Origin of the sequence: Stenomitos frigidus ULC18 (assembly GCF_003003795.1) — a bacterium.
Classification (GTDB): Bacteria; Cyanobacteriota; Cyanobacteriia; order Leptolyngbyales; family Leptolyngbyaceae; genus Stenomitos; species Stenomitos frigidus_A.
The window spans coordinates 32,855-59,360 of record NZ_PVWK01000017.1 but is presented as its reverse complement, the minus strand read 5'-3'; the positions used below and the strand labels follow the sequence as shown (position 1 = coordinate 59,360).

The window sequence follows — 26,506 nt, the reverse complement described above, 5'->3', positions numbered from 1 at the left end:
TTAACCCGCTAGTTTGGGAACGCGAAAGGAAACTACTTTTGTAGTACCAGTTTGACGTTTGCGTTTTGCAGACCAGGACGCTTGACTTCAGACAGGGTCTTGTTCACTGCATACTTCTGGTTGATGGAGTTGATCAGCTCAGTCTGGTTGTGCTTTTTAGCAACGCCCCAGAGGTCAGCAATCAGGTCAAAAGAACCATCAGTATTGCGAGACCAGCCCAGATCGTATTCGCCTTCTAGAATGGCAACGATGTCCGAACGGACGCGTTGACCGTTATAGCCACGAACATCAGCATCCGTCTTCACCGAGATACCTAGATCACGGAGAGAAGCCTTCAGGATTTCGGCATCAGTAATCTTGGTACGCAGAGTGCTAAAGTGAGACATTTGAGTTTCCTCCTGTGGAGAGTTGAGAACAACGTTTAGTGGTCAGGAGCTAATAGCGATAGCTGTTAGCTTTTGGGTCAGCTGCTAGCAAAATGCTAGCCTTTCCTCCTGTTGGGAGCAGGAGAAAGCTTTTAGAACTCAAGTCGCTGATATTCAGCAACTGAGGACGCTGCAGGTCGCGCGCGCTGCCTTGCCCAGTCCCTAAGGGCAGTTACCTGCTCGGTCATTGTCTTAGATAGCGGCAATGTTGACTTGATAGCAGCAATAATGTCCAGCTGAGTAAATTCTCGATCCTGGGCAAAAGCCTCGTACATGGCTGCTACCAGTGCTTGCTCAATCTCGGCTCCTGAAAAGCCGTCGCACACATTCGCTAACTGGTCTAAATCAAAACGTGCAATCTCGCGCCGACGCTTGGAAAGATGAATCTTAAAGATCTCTTTACGCTCTTCACTGTTTGGCAGATCAACAAAGAAGATTTCGTCGAAACGTCCTTTGCGGAGGAACTCCCCTGGTAGGCGCTCAACTCTGTTTGCAGTCGCCATCACAAAGACAGGCGAAGACTTCTCTTGCATCCATGTCAGGAAGGAACCAAAAATTCGGCTAGACGTACCGCCATCAGAATCCGCTGAACCTGTGCTGCCTGCGAACGCCTTGTCCATCTCATCAATAAACAAAATAGCTGGAGAAATCGATTCCGCTGTCTTCAATGCGCCTCGCAGGTTGGCTTCGGAGCGACCAACCATGGAGCCATCGTAGACACGTCCCATATCCAATCGTAGTAGTGGCAAACCCCAGAGCCGCGATGTGGTTTTAGCGATGAGTGACTTACCGCAACCGGGTACACCCAGAATCAACATCCCCTTCGGCTGAGGCAACCCATACTCTCTAGCGCGCTCAGTGAAGGCATTAGAACGCTGCTTCAGCCAACGCTTCAACTCTTCCAAGCCACCCACAGAATCGATCGTCTCATCCTCTTCAACGTACTCTAAGATGCCGTTGCGACGAATCAGCTGCTTTTTCTCTGAGAGGACAACATCGACCTCTTCTTCAGTTAAACGACCCGCTGTGACCTGAGCTTTGCGATAGACCTTTTCAGCTTCGTCTCGTGTTAAACCTAACGCCGCTTTTAAAAGTTTCTCTCTCGCTTCTGTAGTGATACGTCGAGTACGAACCTGCTCAAGCTGCTGCGAGAGCACGTGGTTGAGTTCGCCCATATCTGGCATGGGAAAATCTAGAACAGCAACCTCTTTCTCCAGCTCGATCGGAATCTCCTGCACCGGAGACATCAAAATAATTGCTTTGTCGGCGCCCTTAAAACTAGCGATCGCATCACGCAACCAACGGATTACGGGGGCAGAATAAAATGGATGTATATCTTTAAAGACAAATATGCCTGCTTCTTTCTGCCGAATGACCCACTCGATAGCTGCTTCAGGCGAAACCGTATTGTGCTGAGCCACATTACGGGGCTGACCGTATTCGATAATGCCGTGTGTGACTGTCCAGATGAACACACGTCGTTGAGGCTTGCTCTGAGAAATGGTTACGATTGTCTGTTCAGCCCGCTCTTCCTCAGATGTCACCATGTAGACGAGGGGGTACCGGGCTTGTATCAGAATACTGAGTTCTTCCTGCATAGCATCAACCCATTAGAGACAGCGCAAACGCTTGAAACTTGAAATCTCTGACCTGCTTAAGCTTCAGACTGACAGCAGCAATCAGCAAAAAGACATGTTACTAGCAGGGAACTAATTCACCCTCGCCTTGAGCGTCAGCGCTTAAAGAGCTAACGCTCTGCACCTTACTAGCTGTATTAGCTGGCACCCTCTCTTCAACCAAAACGCTAGATTGGGAGCGCAAGGAAACCATTTCGTCACCCTTCAAGACAGAAGGAGAAGTGCAGTCAGGGCAGGTATAAACTCGATGAGTCTGTCCGTGTCTTGAGCCTTCATAATCATCAACCAACTCCGAGTGCGAGAGATAAAATACGATCGCCCGCTGGGCAATGTCTGTCATCGTCTCAGAATCGAGCGCCGCCCGAACCTTCAATTGGCGGTGCAACTCTGGAGGGAGATATAGTGTAACCTTCTGCTTGTCTTGCATAGAACTCTCAGTTGTGTACCCGGGTATGAATGCCAGAATATCGACTGAATAGATTGCTGTCAAGACACTATGCCGCCATGACGGTAATATCGTTACATTTGTTTGCAATTCTAAAGGCGTCTTGATAAAGCGGCATGGTCTTGCGCGATTGTTGCTCAAACCAGCGGCGCAACCTTGGAAAGACCGTCCAGAGCTAGCCGTAGCTAGATTGTGAGCAAGCCTTTTTAGACAGGCTCAGCCTCATCAGCTACTTAATTAGTCAAATTATTAGTCAAACAATCAGTCGGACGGACGGCTCCTTCAAGCACATTGATGTTCAAGCAAGGTTACTCAAGCAAGGTTGCTCAAGCAATATCAGGCGGTAACGTGGCTTCAGACCTTTGCTGGTTTTGCAACAGATGAGACTCAATGAGTTCGCTGAGCTGTTCACGCTGAATTTCAGTGCCAGCAGCGGTGTTGCTAGGGGCGTCAAAGAAAATAACACTGTGAATCATTTCTGTGGCGAGCATTTGAAAGAGAATGTGCGTTACGGGGATAGGCAACGCCATCATTTGGGGGTCGTTCATGGGGTAAGGACCCGCTGATACATCTTTCAAGTTACAGAAGGCGTAGATAACGTTCTTTTCGAGCCCTGGTTGGGCTCGATTTTCTAACGCTGTGATGGCCCAATTTTGGTCAAGCGTCTGCACAATGTAGTACTGTGTATGGCGCAACTGTGACGCTAAAAATTTCAGCACAGGGGCGATCGTCGCTACCAGGGCTGGCGTACTACCGTCTTGAGGAGCATCATCAATCAGTTCCTGGATTTGTTGATCGATATTCATTTCGAAAGCAAGTCTCCTATTTTAATGAGCATGTTGTGAAGCTTCTGTAGTTTGATCTAGACGATGCCATCGTCTTGTGGTCAAAATTAGTTCAACTGGCTTTAGTTTTTGTTATCGTTGGGCGTTAAGTACCGTGGGGGATATCTGCCAAGGCGTGGAGGCAATTTTTCAACTGCTGTTTGATGAGTTAAAGCTGTCAACGAACGCTTCTGAGCAAAATTGCTTGGATGTGGCAACTCGTCTATCTCAAGAAGTCGCACGCATTTGTGCCGAAAGTAAACGCATTCAGGCCTCGGGCGAAGTCGATACTTGGGCGACGGCGTTAGCAAGACATCGCCTCCAACAATGCTTGCACTACTACAAGCTGGGGTCTAAGCGTGGACGGGTGGAGTTGCATAGTACGTTAAGCGCGATCGTGTATCGCTACATTACCCCACCGCAGACCCAATCGAGCTATCAAGCCCGGCTGACACTGATTGAAGACTTCCTCCAAAGCTTCTATATGGAAGCGCTGAATGCCTTTCGCCGCGAGACGCAGTTGCCAGCGACCTATCAGCCACGTACTCTGCTGCAACTAGCAGAATATATGGCGTTTAGTGAACGTTATGGCAAGCGGCGTATTCCTTTGCCAGGGCGGCGCAACCAGCAGCTAATCATTTTGCGGGCTCAAACGTTCTCGCAGCAACAGCCGATCGAAACACCAGTTGATATTGAGCGCGCTGCTGACGGTGGGTCTGCCGACGGCGATAGCCCGTGGAATGCAGCATCAATGCAGCAGGTACGAGAGCAAATGGTAGCTCAAGAACCAGAGCAGCCAGAAGATAGCCTGCGACAGGCGGTGGTGGCTGAACTGATGACGTATTTAGAAGAACGCAAGCAGACGGATTGTGCTGATTACTTTGCACTGCGGCTACAAGATTTACCTGCCAATGAAATTGAGGTGATTTTAGGGCTCACGCCACGCCAACGGGACTATTTGCAGCAACGGTTTAAATATCATCTGATTCGCTTCGCGCTGTCGCATCGCTGGGAATTAGTGCATCAGTGGCTGGAAGCGGATTTGGAGCGCAATCTGGGCTTAACCTTACAGCAATGGCAGTCGTTTCAAGAACAACTTGATCCACAACAGCTAGAATTGCTGCAGTTGAAGCGAAAACGGTTAACGGATGCGGCGATCGCTCAAGCCCTTGGGTGCACGATTACTCAAGCGCGGAAGCAGTGGTTTAAGCTACTTGAGCAAGCCTGGGAAATTCGTAATTATTTAGTGTCCGGACAAGGCGCATCTTCTGATGAATAGGAACTCATACCATGAATGATGACTCGGAAGCTCTCCAGAGAAATCTCCTCGAACTACTTCAAGACCTGGTTGCTTTTACCACTTCAGATGACTCTGGGGTGGTTAATCCAGTTATAGAGTGGAACGATGAACAACACGGCGCTCAGTCAATGAATGCGCCGGATTTATTCATTTTTAAGGACGAGCCCTCTGGAAATGCCGACCATCTTAGATTCGACGCTCACTCCTCCGAACGGAAGAACCTCTTAAAACTTGGAGAGATACCTGCTGTGCAAGACCGTTTTTATACCCTGTTGAAACATCGATTACAAACCGAAATTCAACGTAATCCACCACTGTTCCCCTGGGAAACAGAAATTCACGACTACGAAACTGAACCGGCTTACGAAATCGCTGACTCGGCTGTGACTGCTGGTGTTAGCCCAACCCAACAAAGAGTTCCAGCTCAGGTTTGGCTACAGCAGCTTAAAGCCCTGAATTTGCCCCTTCAATTACCTGAGGGGCTGTTGAGTCAGCTGCTGGAGCGCTGCCAGGAAGCGGTGCAATCTTCTTTGCTAGAGGGTGCACGGTTGGTGAAGTCTGTCGAAGATTTATTTCCTGATCAATTGCAAGCGCTGAATCATTTAGCCGGTATGGTCATGACCTCACCAGCTCGGTCGGGCGCTACAGCTGCACCACCCGGAACCAACTATCCAGAGAGTTACGAGTCGGCGGTACCAGCGCAGCAAATGGTGTTGTCACTACTTGCGGCACGGGAAATTATGGCGGCTTTAACGCTCCCCATCTCTCTGAGCCAACCCAGACTGGAGCGACAATGGTTGACTGATTTGGGAGCTTTAAGCCTCCAGGCAGACTATGGCTTAGACGCAACGGCTGCAAAACTGCGCCTTCAGGCAGCATTGCCCTCCGGTGGTAGCATTACACTTCGGGGTGAGCAGGTGCAAGCAAGCGCTCAGCGCTCTACCGCAGGTAGCCTTAGCGTGGAGTTGCTTGACTTCCAGCCGCAGCAGCCTTACATGCTAGAAGTGCGCTTGGACGATCAAGAGCCACTCGTTTTTGCCATTCGCGTCACTGACTAACGACTCATTAGCATCAGAGTAGTTACCCAATCCGAACTGTTAGACCGATCGGTCAATGGGTATGATGGAGCTGGCTGTGTTCGAATCGAGCCTAAACAAGCGTCAACGTTTAAACACTGTGGATGATCGTGGCAATTCATTTCAGGGCGCATCTGCCGATTGGAAATTGCTGTGCTTGGAAACGTTCGCTTCAGGGCATCGGTTTTTACGTTTTCTCGTCGGGTCTGCAGCCAGCAAACCACATAATCGATCCATTGCGTGCCGATGTTTGATAATTTTGGGACTGGTGCATCTAAAGGAGTGCGAGTACAGGTGCAAGCGATCGCCAATCGCTTTAAGCGTCGCTTAGAAACAACGCCTCCTGACGTCGAAGAGTCACTCCTGCTGAGAGTACTGGTACAGGCACTGGTACTGGTAGGCATTGCCGCAACCGATGTAGCCGCATCCACTGGGATGAGCTTTTGGGCAGTGCCACTGAGTCTGATGGGTGCATTCTGGAGCTGGCAGCACCGCCATAAGCGCAACACGGCTGCAAAATTTTGTATCGCGATTGGGATGCTGCTAGCACTAGCAGCATTTTTTGTGGGCTTGCGCGGAGAGCTTAACGATACCCGCCTGGTGCTAGCAGAACTATTAGTACAACTGCAAGTGTTACACAGCTTTGATCTGCCACGTCGTAAAGATTTGGGCTACTCAATGGTGATCGGGCTGATCCTGATTAGCGTTGCCTGCACGTTGAGTCAGACCATGACGTTTGGGCTGCTGTTGCTGTTGTTTCTAGCGATCGCGCTGCCAGTTTTGGTACTGGACTATCGCTCTCGTCTGGGTCTGCAGCGGCAGCAGTACGAAGCGCCTTTCCAACAGACGGGCTTAGCCCCCAAACAACTGCTCAGTTTCTTGCTGGTCATTTTAGTGTCGGGCTTATTGGTCTTTGCCTGCTTACCACGCTTTCCGGGCTACCAACTGCGATCGTTCCCCGTTAGCCCTCAAATTCAAAAAGACTTTGAGGACAATAGCCGCATTATTAACCCAGGCTACGTGAAGTCTGGGACTGGGAAAGGAGAGGGTAGCTCATCCAAACAGGGGGAGGGGCTTGGCCCAGGCAAACTGGATGAGAATTTTTACTACGGGTTTAATAGTCGTATCAACCAGAATCTGCGGGGAGCACTCAAGCCACGAGTCGTTTTGCGCATCCGTTCTCAAGCAGAAGGGTTTTGGCGCGTGCTGGCCTTCGATCGCTATTTAGGGCAGGGCTGGGAGATCTCTCGGAACGACAGGGCGATCACGGTCACACGACCAGACTGGTCTTATCAATTCTTTTTGCCTCGACCCACCTCGTTGAGTAAAACGAAGGAAATAATCCAGACTTACACTGCAGTATCGGATTTGCCGAATTTGCTGCCAGCGTTGACTCAGGCAAAAGAGCTTTACTTCCCCACACGACAGGTCGCGATCGACCCTAATGGGAATGTGCGATCGCCGTTGGAACTCCGCGAAGGGCTGACCTATACCGTGATTTCTGAGGTTCCGTATCGCGATCGCACGCGGCTGCGAGACGCGCCTCAGAGCTATCCACCCAATATTGTGGATGACTATCTCAATGTGCCGCCCAAAATTCTGGAGCGTGTACGGCAGCGCACCCAGGCATTGCTAGCAACCTCACCGAAACCTATCACATCGGCCTATGAAAAAGCGCTGTTTTTGGCTCAGGCAGTGAAGCAGCGCTATACCATTCAGACTGATTTGCCTTTTCTAGACGCTGACGAAGATCTCGTAGAGGCGTTTTTGTTTAAGTACCAGGGCGGCTACCCAGATCACTTCTCGACCGCACTCACGGTGATGCTGCGATCGGTCAACATTCCTGCACGGTTCATAGCAGGCTTTGGACCGGGTGAGTTCAATCCCTTCACAGGCTTATATATTGTTCGCAATACCGACGCCTACGCCATTACAGAAGTTTTCTTCCCAAAATATGGTTGGTTTGCCTTTGATCCCATCCCGGGTCATGAGTTGATTCCACCATCCATTGAAGAGAATCAGACATTTAGCGTGTTGCGAACTTTTTGGCGCTGGGTAGCAGGCTGGCTGCCATCACCCGTTACTAGTTGGCTTGGTCAAGGCTTCGGTCTGGTCGCTGGTTGGATTGCCTTTGCAGTCGCATCGCTCATGAGCCTATTCTCCAACGGCTGGATCGGTCTTTTCGTCGGGCTGCTTTTGGGGCTAGCTTGCGGTTTCGTGGGCTGGCTACTCTGGCGGAGTTGGCGGAATTGGCGCTATCGTCGCTGGTTAGGAACGCTGCCGCCCATGGAACGCTTCTACCAGCAAATGCTGACCTGGCTAGCACTGCAAGGCTTTCGTAAGCAACCTGCTCAGACACCTCTAGAGTATGCACAACAGTCCTACGACGCTCAACCTGCAGCTCGTGCAGCCGCGATCGACGAGATTTCTCAAGCCTATGTCCGTTGGCGTTACGGAGGCAGCGCTCCCAACCTGACACAGTTAAAACAACGGCTACGTGAGCTGAAGCAACGTTCAGCCTCAAAGACACGTCGTAAAAGTTGAGTAGCGATCGTGATCAAGATTCGCTTGTTTGAACCACAGGATGCCGAACAATTAGCGCAGTTGTTCCACGAAACAGTGCGTGCCATTAATATTCACGATTACTCATGCAGTCAGGTCAGAGCATGGGCACCAGACGACATCCACTTCAGAAATTGGGTAGAGGCATGTTCAAGCCGCTTCACCTATGTTGCGGATGATAGGGGCGTAATTGCAGGATTTGGAGAGTTGGAACCGCATGGTCACATCGACTGCTTCTATTGCCACAAAGACTACCAGCATTGTGGAGTGGGCAGGCAAATCTATCAGGCCATAGAAGCAAAAGCGTTTGAGCTGTCAGTGAACCGTTTATTTGTTGAAGCAAGCATTACCGCCAAGCCGTTTTTCCAGCGCATGGGGTTTGCGGTTGTGAAAGAGCAAACGGTATCGTGTCGGGACGAAACCTTTGTCAACTACGTGATGGAAAAGTTACTGGAGAAGGTAGCATAATCCTGGTTGACTGGGATCTGTCGGCAAGCGCTCTCGCCCTGGGGGAAGTCCATTGAAATGGACTCAACGGCTGACAGCGTTTAGCCATCAGTCAGTTTTAACTGATTTTCGCGATGAGCCAGGAAATTAATTTCCTGGCGAGGCAGCTACGAAGTGATGAGCCTTTCAGGAGTTTTGCCAGTCAACTAGGGCAGCATAATCTCCACGCTCTCATCATTAGCCCTTTGAGGGCTATCTAATGCTGTGAACTACCTAATTCTGAAACCAGGCGGTGAGCGCCACAGCTAAACCATCCGCCGCATCATCTGGCTTGGGAATCTGGTCAAGATTCAGTTCACGCGTCACAGCTATTTGGACTTGATGCTTATCTGCATTCCCGTATCCCGTCAGCGCTTGTTTAATTTGAGCAGGAGTAAATTCCACATAAGAAACGTTGTATTGCGCCAGCACTAGCATGACAACCCCTCGTGCTTGGGCGACCGCGATCGTGTTGCCCATGCGGTAAAAGAAGAGCTTCTCGATCGCCACTAAATCGGGTTGCCACTGTTTCATCAGTGTGTGCAAATCGTCATGGATGATGATGAGACGCTGCCCAATCTCCTTTCCGGCTGGAGTTTGCACCACCCCATAATCCAGGACAGACACCTGCGCTTCGGTGCTACCCGCAGCTTCTCCTGAACAGACGATCGCACCAAAACCTAACGTTGCCAGCCCTGGATCTAAGCCGAGAATGCGCTTTTGCATAACGTTTTGACGGTGAAGTTTGAGTCATGAGCGTGGTCCTAACTCAAAACTCAAAGCTCAGAACTCAAAACTTATTCCCCACTTTCCAGCCCAAACACCTGATTGAAGACTTTTTCGACCTTATAGCCCGAGTCGATCGACTCCAATGGGTCTTTGCGTAACCGATGGCGGAGGCAAAGGGTAACGACGCGTCGAATATCCTGCACGGTGACTTCATCGCGACCTTCAAAGGCCGTCAGTGCTTTAGCGGCACGGTTGGTGACAATGTCGCCACGCAGCCCATCCACGTCCAGTTCGGAACAGACCTGCGAAATTTTGACGCGCAAGTCATGGTCGATCGCCACTGTTTTGAGGCGTTCTTGAGCCAGAACCAGTCGGTGCTGCAACTCGTCTTGCTGAGTTTGACAGGCGTCCAGATAAATCTCTGGATCTTGGTCAAATTCTGTGCGTTGTTCGACGATTTGCACCCGTAGCGCTGGCTCTTTCACAGTGCGAATTTCAGCATGCATCCCAAAGCGATCGAGCAGTTGAGGACGGAGTTCACCTTCTTCTGGGTTGCCAGAGCCAACCAGTACAAAGCGCGCAGGGTGCCGTACGGAGATGCCTTCTCGCTCCACTGTATTCCAGCCAGAAGCCGCCGAATCGAGCAGCACATCTACCAGGTGATCATCCAGCAGATTAACCTCATCAACATAGAGGATGCCGCGATTCGCTTTCGCTAGCAAGCCTGGCTCAAAGGCTTTAACGCCCTCTGACAAAGCTTTTTCAATATCGATCGTGCCACAAACACGGTCTTCAGTAGCACCCAGCGGCAGATCTACCATCGTGACCTTTTTCTTCGCAATCGGCACCTCTAAGCCCTGTTCCACTTGCTGACGCACCGCATCGCCCATCATCTCCCGGTCACGAGGATGACTGTTGAAGGGGTCATCAGCAACGACATCGATCTCAGGCAGGAGATCCGCCAGGGCGCGAATGGTCGTGGATTTTCCGGTGCCACGATCGCCCATGATCATCACCCCGCCAATTTTGGGGTCAATCACATTAAGCAACAGTGCCAGTTTCATCTCTTCCTGCCCCACGATCGCTGTGAAAGGAAACACAGGACGACGACGGGTGGACGACGGTTGCGCCGAACGACCATTTTCAACAGTAACGACGGGATTCGCAATAGGGCTCACGGACTTACCTGGGGTTTATAACAGCGTTTTGATCAGTATTTTTCATTGTGCCACAGAGAGGGCTGGGGTAGTTTTGAGTTTTGAGTTGGGGGAGGGGAGTAAAGGGGTCAGCAAAGGCCTTATGCTGCGACTGCTTCGTCCGACTCCCTACTCCCCACTCTCTAAGTCCTCTCCCAGATCATCCCCAAACCGGGTGATATCATCTTCTCCCAGGTATTCGCCGTTTTGCACTTCAATCATCACCAATGGAATCACGCCGGGGTTTTCGACACGGTGTGGTGTACACATTGGCACGTAAGTTGATTGCTTTTGCATCAGGATGGTTTCTTGCCCATCGCAGACGACCTTGGCAGTGCCCGAAACGACGATCCAATGTTCGCTGCGGTGGTAGTGCATCTGGGTACTAATGTGCTGATTGGGTGCCAGTTCAATACGGTTGATGCGGTAATGGTCGCCTTCTTCTAACAGTGTGACGGTGCCCCAGGGGCGTAGTCGGATTGTGTCGGAATCAACTGGTTGCGAGTGAGGAAGTTCGCGATCGCTGCTTTCGCCCATGCTTCTATCTACCAAAGTTCACTCTCCTATCATGCCGGATCTGGGATGCTTTTCCTCATTCTTTTACACCCTATAACTCATAAGCACAGGCGCTTAGAGTCTATTTGCGCGCAGCTTCGCACTCTAAGGGTTTGCTTAAACAATCACTACATACATTTGGAGTGGCATGAGCTTGTAGTTGATCACTAGCCATTAGCCATCAATCACTACTCCAGACTTTATTTACTCCAGACTTTATTTACTCCAGATTTTATTTCTTGACAGCATCCAGGTCTGGCGATCGGCTAAAGCTAGCAATCAGTAAGCAGGCAATGCCGACATTGATAAAGGTATCCGCCAAATTGAAGACGGGAAAGCGAATGAGTCGAAAATCAAGAAAGTCGATGACTTCGCCGACTAGGAAGCGATCGATCCCATTGCCTAATGCACCTGAGAGGATCAAGCCATAGCCGACTTGCTCCCACCGATTGAGCGTAAATTTCTTCGACCATGCCAGCACCATCAACCCAAGACTGACCCCTAGCGAGAGCCAGCGTAGCCAAACGGAACCACCTGGAAAGAGACTGAACGCGGCTCCAGGGTTTAACTCATACGTAAAGTGAAACACTCCTGGTATCACTGGAATGGTGAAGTGCAGGATGGGCGGAAAAATGTAAACAACGAACAGGATTTTGGTCAGGCGATCGAGTGCCAGTCCGAACAAAGCAGCAATCCAGAAAAAGCGGTTTTTGAAAAACATGGAAGCAGGTTGGGAGAACACTCGTCAAGCATCACCTGAGAAGGCGATCAACTCGTCAATCATCGCCTGAGAAGGCGATCAATAAAACATCAAATGACGTAGCGTGAAGGCAACCACCGTCACAGCACACACGATAGCCAATTGCCCTGGTAGTGGGTAGAGTGAATACTTCATCAAAGACTGTTGTAACGGTAAGCCAGTTCTCATATTCACCAACCCTAAGCTATAGGTTGCAGCCATGTAAATGATGCCTGTGAGATGAATGCTAAAGAGCCCACACAAACAGCTAAACGCGAGAGACTCTAGCTTCGCTGAGGCCTTGAACGCTAAATAGCCGCAGAGCCAAGCACCAGGAATAAAGCCCAAAATGTAGCCAAAGCTGGGTTCTTTGAGGTAGTTGAACCCACCACCTTGGGCAAACACCGGAAACCAGGTTAACCCCAACAAAATGTAAGCGATTTGGGAGAGTGCAGCAGCGTTCTTACCACCCAGGCACCCAACTAGAAGGGCGGCTCCAAATTGATAGGTGACTCCCAAAGAGTGAGTTTGGAAGCGCATGGCTCCCAACGTTGGGGTAGCCACGAATGCTTCCAAAAAGGTGCCCCCGATCGTCAGAATGAGCCCAATAAGTGCCCACAGCAGTTCAGTGGAAAAAGCCATCACATGCAAAAGTAAAAGTGTAAAAGCAAACGAGCACCGGAGTCCAAATTGTTACGTCTGCGTTTTACTTTTCAAGCGTTGCTCTAACTGATTGATGTCTAAAAGCTTACATTGCTTAAGCGATAGCAACGCTTCTAACCGACAAGGTGATGGCATTGTATCACCTGTCTTGAAGCGTCTGGCTGTCAAAAAATGGTAAGGATCGTGGATTCAATAAAACCGCAAACGCTACGGGCGGGTTTGACCAGACAAGCCCTAATGGCATGCAGCGTTCAGTAAACCCGCCCCTACCCAATCCTCGAACTCATTTAATTCTCATTCCGAAGCAAGCAACGGAGCCTTACTTGCAGGGCAGACTAGCATGATGGAAACCCTTTTTCAACCTTCTTCATGCCCCCACCCTCCGATCGCTATTGGCAATATCTGGAAGACACCTGTCCATCGATCGCTCCCACAGCCCTCCCGCTCATCCATTCAGCGTTAGCAGCAACGCGATGGGACGAACCGCAGTCGCCGCTTGATTGGAACAACTACGGCGTTGTTGCCCTGATCGAGGCCGAAGATACCACCGATCGTGACTTGCGTCGGTTGTATGTAGAAGCCGCGATCGCCGCCTTTGAAAATGGCGTTAACGCTCACCCCCTGTGCGCTGCCCATCTTGCGCTCACCTATAGTCTCATCGGGGAGACCGATCGCGCAGGTACGATTGCAACGACCGCGTTCATTCGTATATTGCAGCCTCTTCATGACAAAGCGGCGACCGTCCCCATTGGTCTCATTTACCTACCAAGTAGCGCTCAAAGACTTGCTAAAGGACAAGACGAAGCAGTCGCGCTGATCGTGCAACTCGATAATGGTTTACAGCAAGCGCTCTTCCTCCTTGGCACCCTTCTCGGTCAACAACTGCTGCCAGCATTTTATAACCCGAACGGGCTGCGGCTGCTCAACCTGGCAACGCAAATCCTACCCTCGTCTGCTGTTAACAACCTCACATTAGGCATCGCTAATTTAGCGAATGGCCTCTGGGAAGGCTTGTTCTACCTGCACCGTGCGGAACAACTAGCCCCCAATGAGGCTGACGTTTTGCAGGCACTTTACCTTGCTTATCGTGACCTTGGACATACCACAACAGCCCGTTACTGGCTGGAAACCGCCCGTGTTCGCTGCCCTGTAATCGATTCAAAGCGAGCCTGGCAGTGGGTTGATACAGCGATCGACCAGGCGTTTACCTGCATTCCGTTTAAGGACTTGCTGCTAACAGTTAAGCCAAGCCTAGCCAGCATTACAACGGGCGTTTTGCTGGCAAAAGGGGATTGGTTTGAAGCAGAAATGGAATTCTGGCGGCACCACATTCAACCGGGTATGACCGTGATCGATGTGGGTGCCAACGTTGGCGTTTACACCTTTAGCGCGGCGCAGAGAGTGGGCAATCAAGGTCGTGTGCTGGCGATCGAACCCTTTTCTGAGTGCGTTCAGTTTTTACAAGAGACCTGTAACGTCAACCAATTAAGCTGGGTGAAGGTCATTGCAGGCGCTGCGAGCGATCGTACACAGACAGCCCAGTTAGCCCTCCAGATGGCCAGTGAACTGAATCAATTGGTGCCAAATGATGCTGAGCTGGTTAGCGGTGGCAATGTTGAAACGGTGGCTTGCTTTACACTTGACGCTTTAATTGAGCAAGAATCGATCGCTCACGTTGACTTCCTTAAAATTGATGCCGAAGGGCACGAGCTTCAGGTACTTGCAGGCAGTGAGCGGTTGCTCACAAAACTCATGCCAACCATTGTTTATGAAAATATTGCCTCGGACGATCAGGCAAACACCTCAAGTGCTGTTTTCTTACAAGAGAGAGGCTATCAACTGTTTCGCTATCAGCCCTACCTTCAGGAACTCATTGCAGTGAGTGAGCTCGATGAATTGCAGATGAGTTTGAACGTCATTGCAATTCATACTAGCAACCTTTAACGATGGCAACAGCCAAACTACAACGTTGCCAATAGCATGGTCGAGAAACTCGCTCAAGCGCCAGAGTTAGTCGAACATGGGCTCAGCAATTTCTCGGCTGTTATGAGTATGAAAGATGACGTTAGTGGCACGATAAAGCAGAAGTTAGAGTTAAGGACAGTTGATTCCCTTCGGCTTCCCTTGAAGATGCGTGGCTTCACAAGCGAAGCCGAAGGGAATCACTTTAGCGTCTGCCTCTTTTGCCTTCTGGCCACTAACAACTAATCACCAGCCACTCACTGTAAGAGCTGATAGGCCTCACTATCAATCAGAATAAAGAAACCTAAACCGATTAAGACGTAAGGCACGATCGCACCACTGTGTCGGGTTAGCTTTTGAGCCACAATGGGGTGGCGAGTGAGTTGGTAGGCAATGAAACACCAGACGCTCACCATGACAAAAAAAACGCTTAGAATGACGCCTAAACTAGATAGGTTACTGCTAGCGAATAAGGGGATATAGATGCCAACGTTATCGCCTCCGTTGGCGATCGTAATGGTCGCAACTTGGTATATTTGGGGCGCAAGTAGGTTGGCAAGTGCTGAAAGTACTGGTTGAGTCGCTTTGGGATGACTCAGTTCGTCAGACACTAGCTGAATTTCGGTTTCATTGTTTTTCTGATCGATTAAATGCTTAACGCCGATTGCGATCGGGATCAAACCCAATAGCCCAATCCACTCTTTAGGCAACACTAAGCCACCAAAAAAACCTGGCAGACTCAGGGCAATCAAGACCGTAAAACCAAGGTACTGCCCAATAAAAATATGCTTTGGACGAAATTTAACATTAATTTGAGCAAAGAAAATCATCAGAATCAAGATGTCATCGATATTTGTTGCTACAAATGATGTCACCCCAGCGATAACGGCTTGTACGAACCAATTCATGGTGCTGCGATAAAGAACCTCCTCTCATTCTTCTCCATTTTGGGCACAACACTTGGAGTCCTACAGAGATTTGGAGTCGTAGAGATTTTGAGAGTCGATTCAGGACAAGAACCTTGCGGCAACAGCAACAGGCTGCATGCACAGTGGCCAAACCACGATATTGCTGTGGCGCTGGTGACGTTGGCAAAACGCTCAATGCTGTCGTATTCCAGTCCAGCACTGCATCAGTAGCGTCGTTGGCATGGGCGGTGGCGGCTGCAGCGTTTGCTCACCGGAACCGGAGCAGCGATGATGCAACCATTCTCTATGCGGCTGGCTACTTAGGCTTCCCCGATTTGGGCAAGAAAGGTAACTTGGGTGGCATTCTAGTTGGCATCACGCCCTATGTTATTGACAACAACGGGCTGACCGCTGCGCGTCAAGATAACGATACCCCGTTCTATGTGGAAGCGTTCTATCGCTATCCTTTAACCGACAACATTGCGATTACACCCGGCTTGTTTGTGTTGTTTAATCCTGAGGGCAACAGCACGAACGCGACACAATATGTCGGCGTCATTCGGACGACCTTCACCTTCTAACCTGAGAGAAACCGGGTTTCTGGATGCCATTCATGCGATGAAGAAACCCGGTTTCGTTCAAGGCTGAACTTCACGTAGTTTTGAGGAGAGCTTGACGCTGTTCGGTGCAGGCTGCCGCTTTTACGTAGTCGCCGAGCGCATAGTAGGCAACACGAAGACTACCCAATACTTGTTCAGCAATGCGGTGGTCTTTCATGCGACGAGCGATCGCTAACCGTTGTTCGTAGTAATCGATCGCCCTAGCATAATTTCCTAAGGCATCGTAGCCCACGCCGACACTACCGAGTGCCTGCTCTTCACCACGACGGTCTTGTGTTTCTCTGGAGACGCTTAACCATTGCTTACTATATTCAATAGCGCGATCGTAGTCACCAAGTGCATAGTAGGCATTACCAAGACTCCGTAGAATCTGGCCTTCTGTGCGGCGATCGCTCATTTCTCGCACGAGCACGAGCCGTTGCTGATAGAAATCAACCGCTCTAGTGTAATCACCCAGGGCATAACACGCATTGCCCAGGTTCTTAAGAATCTGCTCTTCGATCGTCTCATCCTGTAGTTCGCGCGCAATGACAAGGCTCTGTTCTTCGTAGACGATCGCCGTGGCATGGTCGCCCAAAGCTTTATACGCTAAGCCCAGGTTATTGAGCGCTGCCATCTCACCCCGACGATCGGCAATGTCTTGTGCAATGGTAAGGCTCTGCTGTTGGCACTCGATCGCCTTCGCTTGCTCCTTGAGGTGGCGATAGGCATTGCCCAAATTGCCAAGCGTTTTCACCATACTGCGATGGTCTTGAAGCTTTTGCGCAATGTCTAAGCTTTGCTTGGAGTATTTGATCGCTCTGGCGTAATCTCTCATGCCGTAGTGAGTCAGACCCAGGCTGCTTAAAGCTTTGCCTTGACCGTGGTCATCTTGACGATCGCGGTAGAGCAGAAACGCTTGCTGAAATAACTTCAGTGCCGCTTCAAATTGCCCTAACTGGTACTGTTCGCAGCCTTGGTGCAGTAACCTCTCTGCCATCGTGTGCGCCACGTCGGCTACAAGGGTGTCACCACAGGCAAGTGTAGGGCTGATGGGTTTAACGGCCGATTCATGTTCACAGGGAAGCACTGTCTCGCGGGAAGATGCAGGCGTTGTTTGGATCGCTGCAAAGTCGCTGTTCATAATTTCGTTATTAGGGTGTGACCCATAGAGGTCGGTTCAGGCTTGTAACGAGTGATGAAACGCTCAAACTGCGAATGTGGCACACGAGACCTGGAAAGACCGTAAAACCATGACTCAATGGTTTAAGCGGTCGTACTCTACTCTCCGCAGTCGATCGTTTCCGATCCGGTTAATTCGTTTTACTCGAGGTCAAGACTATACGCTTGCTTGACCGAAACGCACCCTAGATTTAGTTAGAGCACACCCTTCGGAACATAGAATACCCCTTTATCACAGTGGTGTATTCAGTAATTCTGCTGGGCTTCTTCAGGCTTCAGAGAAAATTTCTCCGTAGAATCATGGAGATGCTATTTATTCCTTAACAACCGCAGCCGGACCAACCAACGAAATGTAGGGCTCAACGAGATAGCGATCGGCAACCGTTTGAATCTCTGCCAGCGTGACTGCACTCATCTGCTCCTGAAACTGGACGTCGAAGCCAATACCTAAACCGACTGTTTCATACCAGCCAAAGGTTTGAGCAATCTGAGCATTGGTTTGCTTGCCAAGCGCGTGCTGTCCCAAAATCTTCTCTTTAGCGGCTTGCAACGTTTCGGCGCTAAAGGGATGAGTGCGCAGCCGATCGACCTCTGTTTTGAGACCATCAAGCGCGATCGCGGTATTTTCGGGAGCTGTGCCCATGTAAACCACAAATTGTGCTGGATGGAGACGTGTGGGGTAAAAGGCAGAAACGTCGTAGGCAAGACCGCGTTTTTCTCGCAATTCGACAAAAAGACGACTGGAGAGCCCGTTCCCTAGATAACTATTCAGTAGTTTGAGCGCGGTGTAAGACTCTAGTGACACACTGGGCGTATGGTGGTTGCCGCTGTTTGCCCCCTCTTCTTTGATCAGGGCAGGTGCCAGGTAGCCCAGCATGACGATCGACTGTTGCGTTTCTTGGGCGATCGCGGCTCTCACAGGCTGGGACGTTATAGCAGGCAGGCTAAGCACTGGTAATGATGTAGAGGGCGCTTGCCAGTCACCAAAGACCTGCTCGACAAGGGCAATGGCATCATCTGACTGCAGGCGACCAGACAGGCTGATCACAATATTATCTGGGCGAAAGTGAGCCTGGTGATAGCGTTGGAGGTCGGTTCTCTCAAGCTGCGCCACACTTGCCTCAGTGCCTAACCCCGACAGCGCGTAAGGGTGTTCTCCATACATAATCCGTCGCAATTGGTCGAAGGCGATCGAAAACGGTTGTTCTTGCTGTGAACGAATGGCCTGAAGCGTGAGACGGCGTTCCAGATCGATTTCCTGCTGCGGAAAGCTGGGCGATCGTAACAACTCCCCTGCCAGCGCCAACATTTCGGCAAAATCGGCGGAAACAGTTTTGAGACTCAGGAGAAAGTAGTCTGTCGCTGAATCAGCGCCGAGGCTGGCACCCACTGACTCAACCTCCTCGGCAATGGCTAGAGACGATCGCTGTTCGGTACCTTTCGTTAGCACAGCCGACAGCAAATGCGAAAGCCCTGCCTGCTGTGCTGTTTCCCATTGGCTACCCGCTCGGATGAAGATACGCGCAGCAACGATGTCTGCAGCAGGATTTTCCCACGCCAAAACCACCATGCCGTTAGCAAGCACTGTGCGAGTTTGGGGAGACTGTTTGATACCTAAATTCACGGAACCATCCTTAATTGCGAATTGCGAGCAGCAAGGACGTTACTTGTAACGTCCTGATTAATCACGGACACATGTAACGTGTCGACCAGGGATACGTACAGTAAGTACCTTTGACCACCACTAGCACAATGGCCTCACCACCGTGACAGCGTAGTGATAAGGAGAGAGATAGTGGTTGGCGAGATGCTGGAGGTCGGTAGCCTGAATGGACTGAATCCGCTGTGTATAGGTAGTGGCAATGCTAGGGTTCGCCAGAATGCTGTAGTAACCGTACAGCCCAGCCAGTTGACCAGGGGTTTCAGTCGAAAACGCGTAATCATTGCAGAGTAGCCGCTTACAGCGGGCAAGTTCGGCTTCAGAAATAGGCTTAGCAGACAGTTGGGACAGGCGATCGCAGATGATGGCCTCCACGCGCTCCAGGTTCTCTGGATCAAGCCAGGCGCTAATGGTGAATAGCCCCGACTCACGCTGAAGGGAAAAGCCACTGCCGATCGCCTGCACGAGCTTACGCTCTTCGCGCAGTTCTCGCACCAGACGCGATGTCCGTCCTTCCGCTAATAGCACCGAAAGGATATCTAACCCATAGGCCGCGTTCAGTTGCTCATCAAGATCCTGAGACTGAGAGTCAACCCCTGCGCCAATCCACGCCATCATCAACCGTGCTTGCTCCAGTCGTGGTAGATGAATTTCCTGACGACGAATAGTGGTGATGGGTGGTTCGGCTTCCGGGATGTAGCGAGGGCAATCCAGCGGCGGCGTGAAAGACTGAAACGACTGACTCACAAGGTCGATCGCCACTGTTTGAGTGATATCGCCCACCACCACCACCGTCATGTTCTCCGGCTGATAGTGCGCACTGTGAAACTGGCGCATTTCGGCAGGCGATCGCGCCATCAGCGTCTCTTCAGAGCCCAAAATGGAGCGACCGTAGGGATGTCTCTGATACACCATCTCATTGAGTGACTGAAACGCAACCCAATCAGGGTCGTCGTAAGACTGGTGAATTTCTTCTAGCACAACCTGTCGCTCACGCCCAAATTCACTGTCTGGGATGGCCGCATGTAGCAGCAGCTCTGCCAGGTAGGGTAACGTTTCTTCCAGGTGTTGCGCCGCTGTCGTGATGAAGTAATGGGCGTAGTCGTAGCTGGTGGCTGCGTTGGTAATGCCACCCCGTCGCTCGATCGCCAAATCAAAGGAACCAGGTGCAAGCCGCTCCGTCCCTTTGAAAATCATGTGCTCCAGAAAGTGTGCCATGCCAGCCCATTCATCGGGTTCGGCGATCGCGCCAGCCTTAACCCAAACATCCACTGCCGCTACCGGAGTTGCAGACGTGTATTGGTGAATGATCGTTAACCCATTATCGAGAGTGACCAGATGAGCTGGAAAGGATGCTTGAGTGAGAACCGGAGGCAAATCAAGTAGGCTCAATAGTTACAGTTCAGGACGAAATGTCTCTGCCTTTACCAAAATTATAGAGAACCTTGTCGCTACCTAGCGGCATCTTGCGGTTGCTTTACTCACTCTTGTTGCCTACGATCCTTATTTGTTAGGTTATTGGGCGCTTAAGAGCACTTCTGCAATAACTTAAAAGTTATCGTTCCCTGACATATGTCCTGGCGGGAGCGTTGTGAGATTTTACGCCTGTAGTAAAAAATCTGTGAGGAGAGTCATTCATGCGAGTATGGCGATCGTGTGCTTGAGTATGTAACAAGCACGATCGCTGAACCTTTTAGCCTCACCGCATTACACATTGATCAAAACATTGATCAAAAAGCTCGTGGATTCACTCAGTAGCCAAGCTTACGCTTACAAAGCATGACTGGCTGCCGAGAGTTGATCGGTTCACAACGTCTAAGGATCGTGGATTTAATCCTAAAGTCAGCAATTGGTAGTATGGCTGAATACCTGGTAACGGTAGCGGGATGATCAAACTATTCAAGACAGTGTAATGGTATAAATCTCTGCCCTGAGAAGGATCAGGAGAGTCTGATTTAACTCATGCTTATGCGATAGAATTTGAGCGTCAAGCTCTGTTCCCATAGGTCTCTCAGACTCTTGTGGTTGATAGAGATGACACGATCGCAAGCGCAAAAATTGCAAGCGCAGAGATTGCACAGGGCAAAAACGCCAGAGCAAAAACGCAAGTTTAAACCTTGCCGGTAAGCTTTCAACCTCAATGCAGATTTAGATAGAGAGAAGAACACAATGGCATTCGAACAGTCCCCCCTCCCCTACGACTTTAACGCCCTAGAATCACATGGTATGAAGGCTGAGACCTTTGAGTACCACTACGGCAAGCACCATAAGGCGTATGTAGACAACTTAAATAAATTGGTTGCAGGCACTGAATTAGATGACAAATCGCTTGAAGAAGTGATCAAAATCTCCTTCAAGGATTCTTCTAAAGCGGGCATCTTTAATAACGCCGCTCAAGTCTGGAACCATACCTTCTTCTGGAATAGCCTTGCACCCTCTGGTGGTGGTTCACCCAGCGGTACGCTGGCTAAGCAAATCGATGCCTCGTTTGGCAGCTTCGATAAGTTCAAGGAAGAGTTTACGGCGGCTGCAACGACCCAATTCGGCAGCGGTTGGGCCTGGCTGATCGATGACGGCGGTACGTTGAAAGTCACCAAAACGCCGAATGCCGAAAACCCATTGGCGCATGGACAAAAAGCGCTTCTGACGCTTGATGTTTGGGAACATGCTTACTATATCGATTTCCGTAATGCTCGCCCTGCGTTTATCAAGAACTATCTTGATAATTTGGTGAACTGGGACTTTGCGGCTGAGAATTTAGCGGCTTATTAGTTCGATCGTTAACTTAGCGTCTTAAAAACAGCCACGCAACTTGTGTGGCTGTTTTTTACTGGGCGATCGTAGAAGTTAGGAGAAACAACCGCTAGTTGACCACAAATCTTGCAGCGATTGCCAGTCCCGCCCTGCACTGAACGTGCGGGCTCACAAAAGAAAGTCCTCTTCAGAGGACTGCGAGGGTCTTACAATTAAAATCCGTTCCAACGAACGGGTTTGATGCCGTTACCCAGCGTTCTAATCACAGGCGGGGTAACAACAAGGCAATCAGTCTTTTAGGGCGTTTGCCCGTCAATTAAAAACAACCGTTTTGTATCGCATCGAAGTGCTTTATTCGTTTCACCTCAGCACCCTTGCTAAACTGGTTAGGAATCTCACACTTCCTGTAAGGCTGATTTTTCTCAGTGCAAAGCCTCTTCCGTCGCGTCATCCTTGCGTTTTCTACCGTGCCAACGGCAAAGGATTGGTTGCAAGCAGTGGTGCTACTGCTCATCTTTGCACTCATTTATCTGCCGATCGGTTTCACATTAGGGTTTCTCAACATTGATGTGCAGACCTCCTGGCAAACCATTGTGAGTGTGGCTGTAGGAGCATTTTTCATGCCAGCGTTGCTTGAGGAATGTGGCTTTCGAGCGCTACTGCTACCCCATTCCACAGAAGCAATCTTACTCTCAAAGCGCTGGTTGCTTAGCAGCCTCAGTTGGTGTTTATTTGTGGGTTACCACTTGCATCCATTCGTACCACCTTTTTTTAGAACGCCTGCCTTTCTAAGTGGGGCAGGTTTACTAGGCATCATTTGCACAATATCCTATCTAAAAAGTGGTTCTGTCTGGACACCGATCGCAATCCATTGGTTGATTGTGGTTGCATGGTTGCTTTGCTTTGGAGGGTTAGAGAAATTTCAAGGTTAGAAATCATTTAGGCTCACAAAAAGCGGGTAGCCTCAGGGTTACCCGCTTTGCTTAAGAACGGTGTTGCCTAAGCACAAGCTATTTGTTAGGTGAGAGCGTCCGTCGTTTGGTGATCATGCGATACGCCTCAATGACGTCGCTTTCTTTCCAACCGTTGAAACTATCAATGCCGATGCCGCACTCGTAGCCAAAGTTCACTTCACGCGCATCTTCTTTCATCCGCTTCAGTGAATCCAGATTGCCTTCGTAGACAATTTCGCTACCGCGACGAATCCGCACCTTACAGTTACGAACCAGCTTGCCAGACTGTACATAACAACCTGCAACCGCACCGCGTCCGACTGGGAAGACGGCACGTACCTCAGCCTGACCGAGCGCTTCCTCGATCAGTTCGGGCTCAAGCAGACCTTCCATCGCTGCCTGGATGTCGTCCAGCAAGTTGTAGATGATGTTGTACTCACGTACATCGACTCCAGCGCGATCGGCGGCTTGACGGGCACCTGTTGCCAGCGTGGTGTTAAAGCCAATCATGACCGCATCACTGGCCGCTGCCAGATCCACATCAGTTTCGCTGATTTCACCCGGAGCCGCATACAGCACCCGCACCTGCACTTCATTTTGAGGTAACTGCTTCAATGCACCCAAGAGCGCTTCTACAGAACCCTGCACGTCCGCTTTCAGAACCAAATTCAGCTCCTTGAGTTCGCCTTCTTGAGCCCGTGCCGAGAGGGTGTTCAAACTAACGCGGCGTGAAGACATTGCTTGTAAGAGGCGAGACTGACGCTGTTCATCCGTTTTGTCAGACGCGACAGAACGGGCTTCTTTCTCATCCTCAAAGACTTGGAAGTCGTCACCAGCAGCGGGGACATCACCCAAGCCGAGGACTTCAACCGCAAAGGATGGATCGGCTTGCTTCACACGCTGACCGCGATCGTCCACCATCGCTCGTACTTTACCCAGCGCTGAACCAGCCACCAGAGTATCGCCAACGCGCAAAGTGCCGTTTTGAATCAGCAGGGTCGCAACCGGCCCCTTCGCCTTATCGAGGTGAGCCTCAATGACCGTTCCTCTCGCAGAGCGATCGGGGTTGGCGTAAAGGTCTTCCACTTCAGCAACTAGCAGAATCATTTCCAGTAGGGTATCCAGGTTCTCGCCCGAAATTGCGCTAACAGCCACCATCACAGTATCGCCGCCCCATTCTTCTGGGACTAAACCGTACTCAGTGAGCTCTTGCTTCACGCGATCGGGTTGGGCTTCTTCCTTATCCACCTTATTGATGGCAACTACGATGGGCACTTCTGCAGCTTTAGCATGGCTGATTGCCTCGATCGTCTGTGGACGCACCCCATCATCAGCAGCAACCACCAGCACGGCAATGTCGGTCACCCGTGCACCCCGTGCCCGCATAGCGGTAAAGGCTTCGTGTCCAGGCGTATCCAGGAAGACAACTTGTTGCATCTTGCCTTCGTGCTCGACATCGACGTGATAGGCACCAATATGCTGTGTGATGCCACCTGCTTCGCCTTGAGCCACCTTGGTTTTGCGGATCGAGTCCAGCAACGTTGTTTTTCCGTGATCGACGTGGCCCATGATTGTAACCACTGGCGGACGGCGCTGGAGCTTTTCCAGATCACCCGCATCCAGCATTTCAGTGACTTTCTTCGCCTCGGCTTCGCGCTGTCCGGTCTCCACTTCGACGCCCAGCTCTTGCGCCACCATCGTAGCGGTCGCAATGTCAAGCGTCTGAGTGACCGTCGCCGCAATGCCTTTCATGAACAAGGTGCGGATGATATCGGTATCAGGTATCGCCATGATGGAGGACAGCTCTTGCACGGTCAAACCGCCATGTAGAGTAATCTTCTCCGGCTTTTCGACCTTGACCTCTTGTTCACGACGATCGCGCCGATCGCGTGGGCTAGAGGTTTTCTTCGCTCTTGGCGCTGCTGCGGGTGGTTTTACCTGAGCCGTACGAGCGGATTTCGGCTTCGCAGGGCGCACCAACGAGAGGCTGATTGGCGTTGCAGCATCGCCATCCTTGTTCAGAAGATTATCGATATCATCTTCGTCTTCGTCTACCGCTACCTGAGTCCGGCGCTTTGTCTTCCCAGCAACCTTAGCGGCTTTCTCGGCTTCGCGCCCTTCCTCTTCTTCCTCCTGCCAGCTTTTAGCCTTTTTAGTACGAGGCAGCGTTGGTCGTGTTTGAAGCTGTACATCCGGAGAAACCACCCCACCCGGAGCAGCAGCCCCAGCTGATGGCGCACTCGGGCGATTTCCACGGAGAACAACGCCTTCTGTTCGCGACCCTTCAATAGCGGCACCTTCAGTAGGGCGCACAGGACGAGGCGGGCGGCGTAACTCCACGATCGTTTGTGGTCGGGGCGCTGCCGGACGCGGCTCACCAGGTTTAACAGGTCCCGGTGCTCGGTTAGCCGGAGTGGGTTTCGATGGTGGTTTAAAGGTTGAATCGCGCTCAGTTATGGCACTGGGCTCTATAGCTGGCTCTTCAAATTCGCCACTAACAACCTGAGGTGCTTGTTCCGAACGGGAACGCTTTAACAAGGGACGATTCGCCAGGTTGACCCGCGGGGTATTGGCCGAGGTGCTGGGCCGCGCTGGTGGCACCGAAAGCTCAGGTTGGCTCTCCGCTACCCCTTTGGTAAGATCGCGTTTAGAAAGATCGTGATCGTCAACACGAGCAGCCGGAGGCGTCACAGGGTCTTCGTGAATGCTGTCCGGTGCCTTAACGGTGGGTGGTTGCTCGTCAGCGAGGGGGGCTGCTTCTGCCTTAGGAAGCTCAGAGCTCACTAGCGACTCTACTGGTGTGGTAGCAGCAGTAGGATGAGCCGGGCGACTCGGTGCTGACGGCTTTGGCGCAGGATTTGCTGGCGTCTCAGACGCAGTGGGCTGAGGTGCCGTCGGCTTAGGAGGATTAAGAGGCTCTGGGCTGGGTGCTTGACGAATGATTGGCTTACGGATTTCAAGAATCTGCTGCTTCTTCTGGACCGGGGCAGCTGTTTTCGTCTTCACCTCGGCCGCCTGGGAGTGAGCCCCGTTGCGAGATGGGGCAGACTTAGGGGGAGAAGAAGGATTGGCGGTATATTTTTCAGCAGCCGTGCGAATGAGCTCAGCCTCAGAATCAGTGATTGTGCTGCTGTGACTCTTGACTGAAATGTTTAATTGCTCGCAAACGGCTAATAAATCCTTATTGTCCAAATTCAATTCCCTTGATAACTCGTAAATTCTGACCTTGCCATTATTCATCCACTCTGCCCTCGCTACCTATCCTGTTTTCACATAATTGCCTGCTGCTTTGACTAAAACGACATTGGATTCAAATTGAACTTATTTCCACACGGGGAACTAAAGACCTACTGATTCCGGTCGGGGTGACTCTAGCTTTTCATTACAACAGTCTCAAAAACTAATGGGCGATGCCCAAGTTTTGCAAAGAGTTCCCTCTTCTAATTTTGCACAAATGTGACGACACTGACTTGATTTCGGTTTCTGGTTTCAAAGGTTAAAGCCAGTGTGGGTTCACATCCTCACACTAACTTACCTTGGTCAAAACGGCCTCAAGGCGTCGTACAAAATTGAGCGTTTCGGGAACGACATTGGTTCAAATCGATGGTGCTTCGGTTGCGATCGAGACCATTGTCGCTTCAGTCCCCTAGTGGTTCTGTGCCTCCACGAGCTGAGAGAAGCCAGCGGCCTGCCCCCAAGACAGGCGCTCGCTCGCAAAACCTGTCTGCAGGGTAAGACAGAGAGCATGAGTGAAACCGGGCAAGGTTGCAGTGGTTCGCTCGTAAAACACGGATGTACTCTGCTTGCGGAGTACCGTTGGCTTGCAACAAATCAAAGTGTACAGTCACCCT

22 protein-coding genes are annotated in these 26,506 nt (G+C 50.8%); 8 read left to right on the top strand and 14 right to left on the bottom strand.

Annotated features, from left to right (window positions below):
• Positions 1-32 precede the first annotated feature (32 nt).
• From C7B82_RS03770 to C7B82_RS03755, 4 genes are all read right to left on the bottom strand, one after another.
• A complete protein-coding gene (locus C7B82_RS03770) occupies positions 33-386 on the bottom strand; it encodes a DUF1257 domain-containing protein (RefSeq protein WP_106254971.1) in 354 nt (117 codons plus the stop codon).
• Between the two features lie 131 nt (positions 387-517).
• Positions 518-1,972, bottom strand: coding sequence for a stress-responsive protein Ycf46 (gene ycf46, locus C7B82_RS03765; protein WP_425443596.1), 1,455 nt, complete (start codon positions 1,970-1,972; stop codon positions 518-520).
• Between the two features lie 151 nt (positions 1,973-2,123).
• Positions 2,124-2,489, bottom strand: coding sequence for a slr0373 family blue light stress response protein (locus tag C7B82_RS03760; RefSeq protein WP_106254969.1), 366 nt, complete (start codon positions 2,487-2,489; stop codon positions 2,124-2,126).
• A gap of 344 nt (positions 2,490-2,833) precedes the next feature.
• Positions 2,834-3,313 (bottom strand): hypothetical protein, encoded by a 480-nt coding sequence (locus C7B82_RS03755; RefSeq protein WP_106254968.1) that lies wholly within the window; start codon positions 3,311-3,313, stop codon positions 2,834-2,836.
• Between the two features lie 133 nt (positions 3,314-3,446).
• Here C7B82_RS03755 and hetZ point away from each other — a divergent pair, with 133 nt between their 5' ends.
• From hetZ to C7B82_RS03735, 4 genes are all read left to right on the top strand, one after another.
• Complete coding sequence (gene hetZ / locus C7B82_RS03750) at positions 3,447-4,610, top strand: heterocyst differentiation protein HetZ (RefSeq protein WP_106255108.1); 1,164 nt, start codon at positions 3,447-3,449, stop codon at positions 4,608-4,610.
• Positions 4,611-4,621: 11 nt separating this feature from the next.
• Positions 4,622-5,689 (top strand): PatU, encoded by a 1,068-nt coding sequence (locus tag C7B82_RS03745; RefSeq protein ID WP_106254967.1) that lies wholly within the window; start codon positions 4,622-4,624, stop codon positions 5,687-5,689.
• Positions 5,690-5,953: 264 nt separating this feature from the next.
• Entirely contained in the window at positions 5,954-8,251 is a 2,298-nt protein-coding gene (locus tag C7B82_RS03740; protein WP_106254966.1) for a transglutaminase TgpA family protein, read from the top strand.
• A 9-nt stretch (positions 8,252-8,260) separates the two neighbouring features.
• A complete protein-coding gene (locus C7B82_RS03735) occupies positions 8,261-8,737 on the top strand; it encodes a GNAT family N-acetyltransferase (protein ID WP_245939718.1) in 477 nt (158 codons plus the stop codon).
• Between the two features lie 252 nt (positions 8,738-8,989).
• On the opposite strand, the gene ruvC is transcribed toward C7B82_RS03735, so the two are convergent.
• The 5 genes from ruvC to C7B82_RS03710 form a co-directional block, all read right to left on the bottom strand.
• On the bottom strand, positions 8,990-9,481 hold the full coding sequence (gene ruvC, locus C7B82_RS03730; protein ID WP_106254965.1) for a crossover junction endodeoxyribonuclease RuvC: 492 nt from the start codon (positions 9,479-9,481) through the stop codon (positions 8,990-8,992).
• A gap of 71 nt (positions 9,482-9,552) precedes the next feature.
• On the bottom strand, positions 9,553-10,662 hold the full coding sequence (bchI, locus tag C7B82_RS03725) for a magnesium chelatase ATPase subunit I (protein WP_425443595.1): 1,110 nt from the start codon (positions 10,660-10,662) through the stop codon (positions 9,553-9,555).
• A 147-nt stretch (positions 10,663-10,809) separates the two neighbouring features.
• A complete protein-coding gene (locus C7B82_RS03720) occupies positions 10,810-11,217 on the bottom strand; it encodes a phosphomannose isomerase type II C-terminal cupin domain (RefSeq protein ID WP_106254964.1) in 408 nt (135 codons plus the stop codon).
• A gap of 250 nt (positions 11,218-11,467) precedes the next feature.
• On the bottom strand, positions 11,468-11,956 hold the full coding sequence (gene lspA / locus C7B82_RS03715; protein WP_106254963.1) for a signal peptidase II: 489 nt from the start codon (positions 11,954-11,956) through the stop codon (positions 11,468-11,470).
• 78 nt (positions 11,957-12,034) lie between these two features.
• Positions 12,035-12,616, bottom strand: a complete 582-nt coding sequence (locus C7B82_RS03710; protein ID WP_106254962.1) for a biotin transporter BioY — start codon at positions 12,614-12,616, stop codon at positions 12,035-12,037.
• Between the two features lie 390 nt (positions 12,617-13,006).
• On the opposite strand from C7B82_RS03710, the gene C7B82_RS03705 reads away from it, so the two are divergent.
• Positions 13,007-14,581, top strand: a complete 1,575-nt coding sequence (locus C7B82_RS03705; protein WP_106254961.1) for an FkbM family methyltransferase — start codon at positions 13,007-13,009, stop codon at positions 14,579-14,581.
• Positions 14,582-14,856: 275 nt separating this feature from the next.
• Here C7B82_RS03705 and C7B82_RS03695 read toward each other — a convergent pair whose 3' ends face one another.
• Positions 14,857-15,507 carry a cadmium resistance transporter gene (locus tag C7B82_RS03695; RefSeq protein WP_106254959.1) on the bottom strand — a complete coding sequence of 217 codons (651 nt, stop codon included), beginning with the start codon at positions 15,505-15,507 and terminating at the stop codon, positions 14,857-14,859.
• 113 nt (positions 15,508-15,620) lie between these two features.
• Between C7B82_RS03695 and C7B82_RS03690 the strand changes: the two genes are divergently transcribed.
• Positions 15,621-16,088 carry an iron uptake porin gene (locus C7B82_RS03690; protein WP_245939717.1) on the top strand — a complete coding sequence of 156 codons (468 nt, stop codon included), beginning with the start codon at positions 15,621-15,623 and terminating at the stop codon, positions 16,086-16,088.
• 70 nt (positions 16,089-16,158) lie between these two features.
• Here C7B82_RS03690 and C7B82_RS03685 read toward each other — a convergent pair whose 3' ends face one another.
• From C7B82_RS03685 to C7B82_RS03675, 3 genes are all read right to left on the bottom strand, one after another.
• Complete coding sequence (locus C7B82_RS03685) at positions 16,159-17,250, bottom strand: tetratricopeptide repeat protein (RefSeq protein ID WP_106254957.1); 1,092 nt, start codon at positions 17,248-17,250, stop codon at positions 16,159-16,161.
• A 351-nt stretch (positions 17,251-17,601) separates the two neighbouring features.
• Entirely contained in the window at positions 17,602-18,912 is a 1,311-nt protein-coding gene (locus C7B82_RS03680; RefSeq protein WP_281258922.1) for a M16 family metallopeptidase, read from the bottom strand.
• A gap of 120 nt (positions 18,913-19,032) precedes the next feature.
• Positions 19,033-20,340, bottom strand: a complete 1,308-nt coding sequence (locus C7B82_RS03675; RefSeq protein WP_245939716.1) for a M16 family metallopeptidase — start codon at positions 20,338-20,340, stop codon at positions 19,033-19,035.
• A gap of 777 nt (positions 20,341-21,117) precedes the next feature.
• Between C7B82_RS03675 and sodB the strand changes: the two genes are divergently transcribed.
• Together sodB and C7B82_RS03665 are read left to right on the top strand one after the other, a co-directional pair.
• Positions 21,118-21,720 carry a superoxide dismutase [Fe] gene (sodB, locus tag C7B82_RS03670; RefSeq protein WP_106254955.1) on the top strand — a complete coding sequence of 201 codons (603 nt, stop codon included), beginning with the start codon at positions 21,118-21,120 and terminating at the stop codon, positions 21,718-21,720.
• 407 nt (positions 21,721-22,127) lie between these two features.
• The gene (locus C7B82_RS03665) at positions 22,128-22,634 is read left to right on the top strand and encodes a CPBP family glutamic-type intramembrane protease (RefSeq protein WP_106254954.1); all 507 of its coding nucleotides are present in this window, start codon (positions 22,128-22,130) and stop codon (positions 22,632-22,634) included.
• Positions 22,635-22,712: 78 nt separating this feature from the next.
• Here the strand turns inward: C7B82_RS03665 and infB are convergent, their stop codons facing one another.
• Positions 22,713-25,895, bottom strand: coding sequence for a translation initiation factor IF-2 (gene infB, locus C7B82_RS03660; protein ID WP_106254953.1), 3,183 nt, complete (start codon positions 25,893-25,895; stop codon positions 22,713-22,715).
• Positions 25,896-26,506 lie beyond the last annotated feature (611 nt).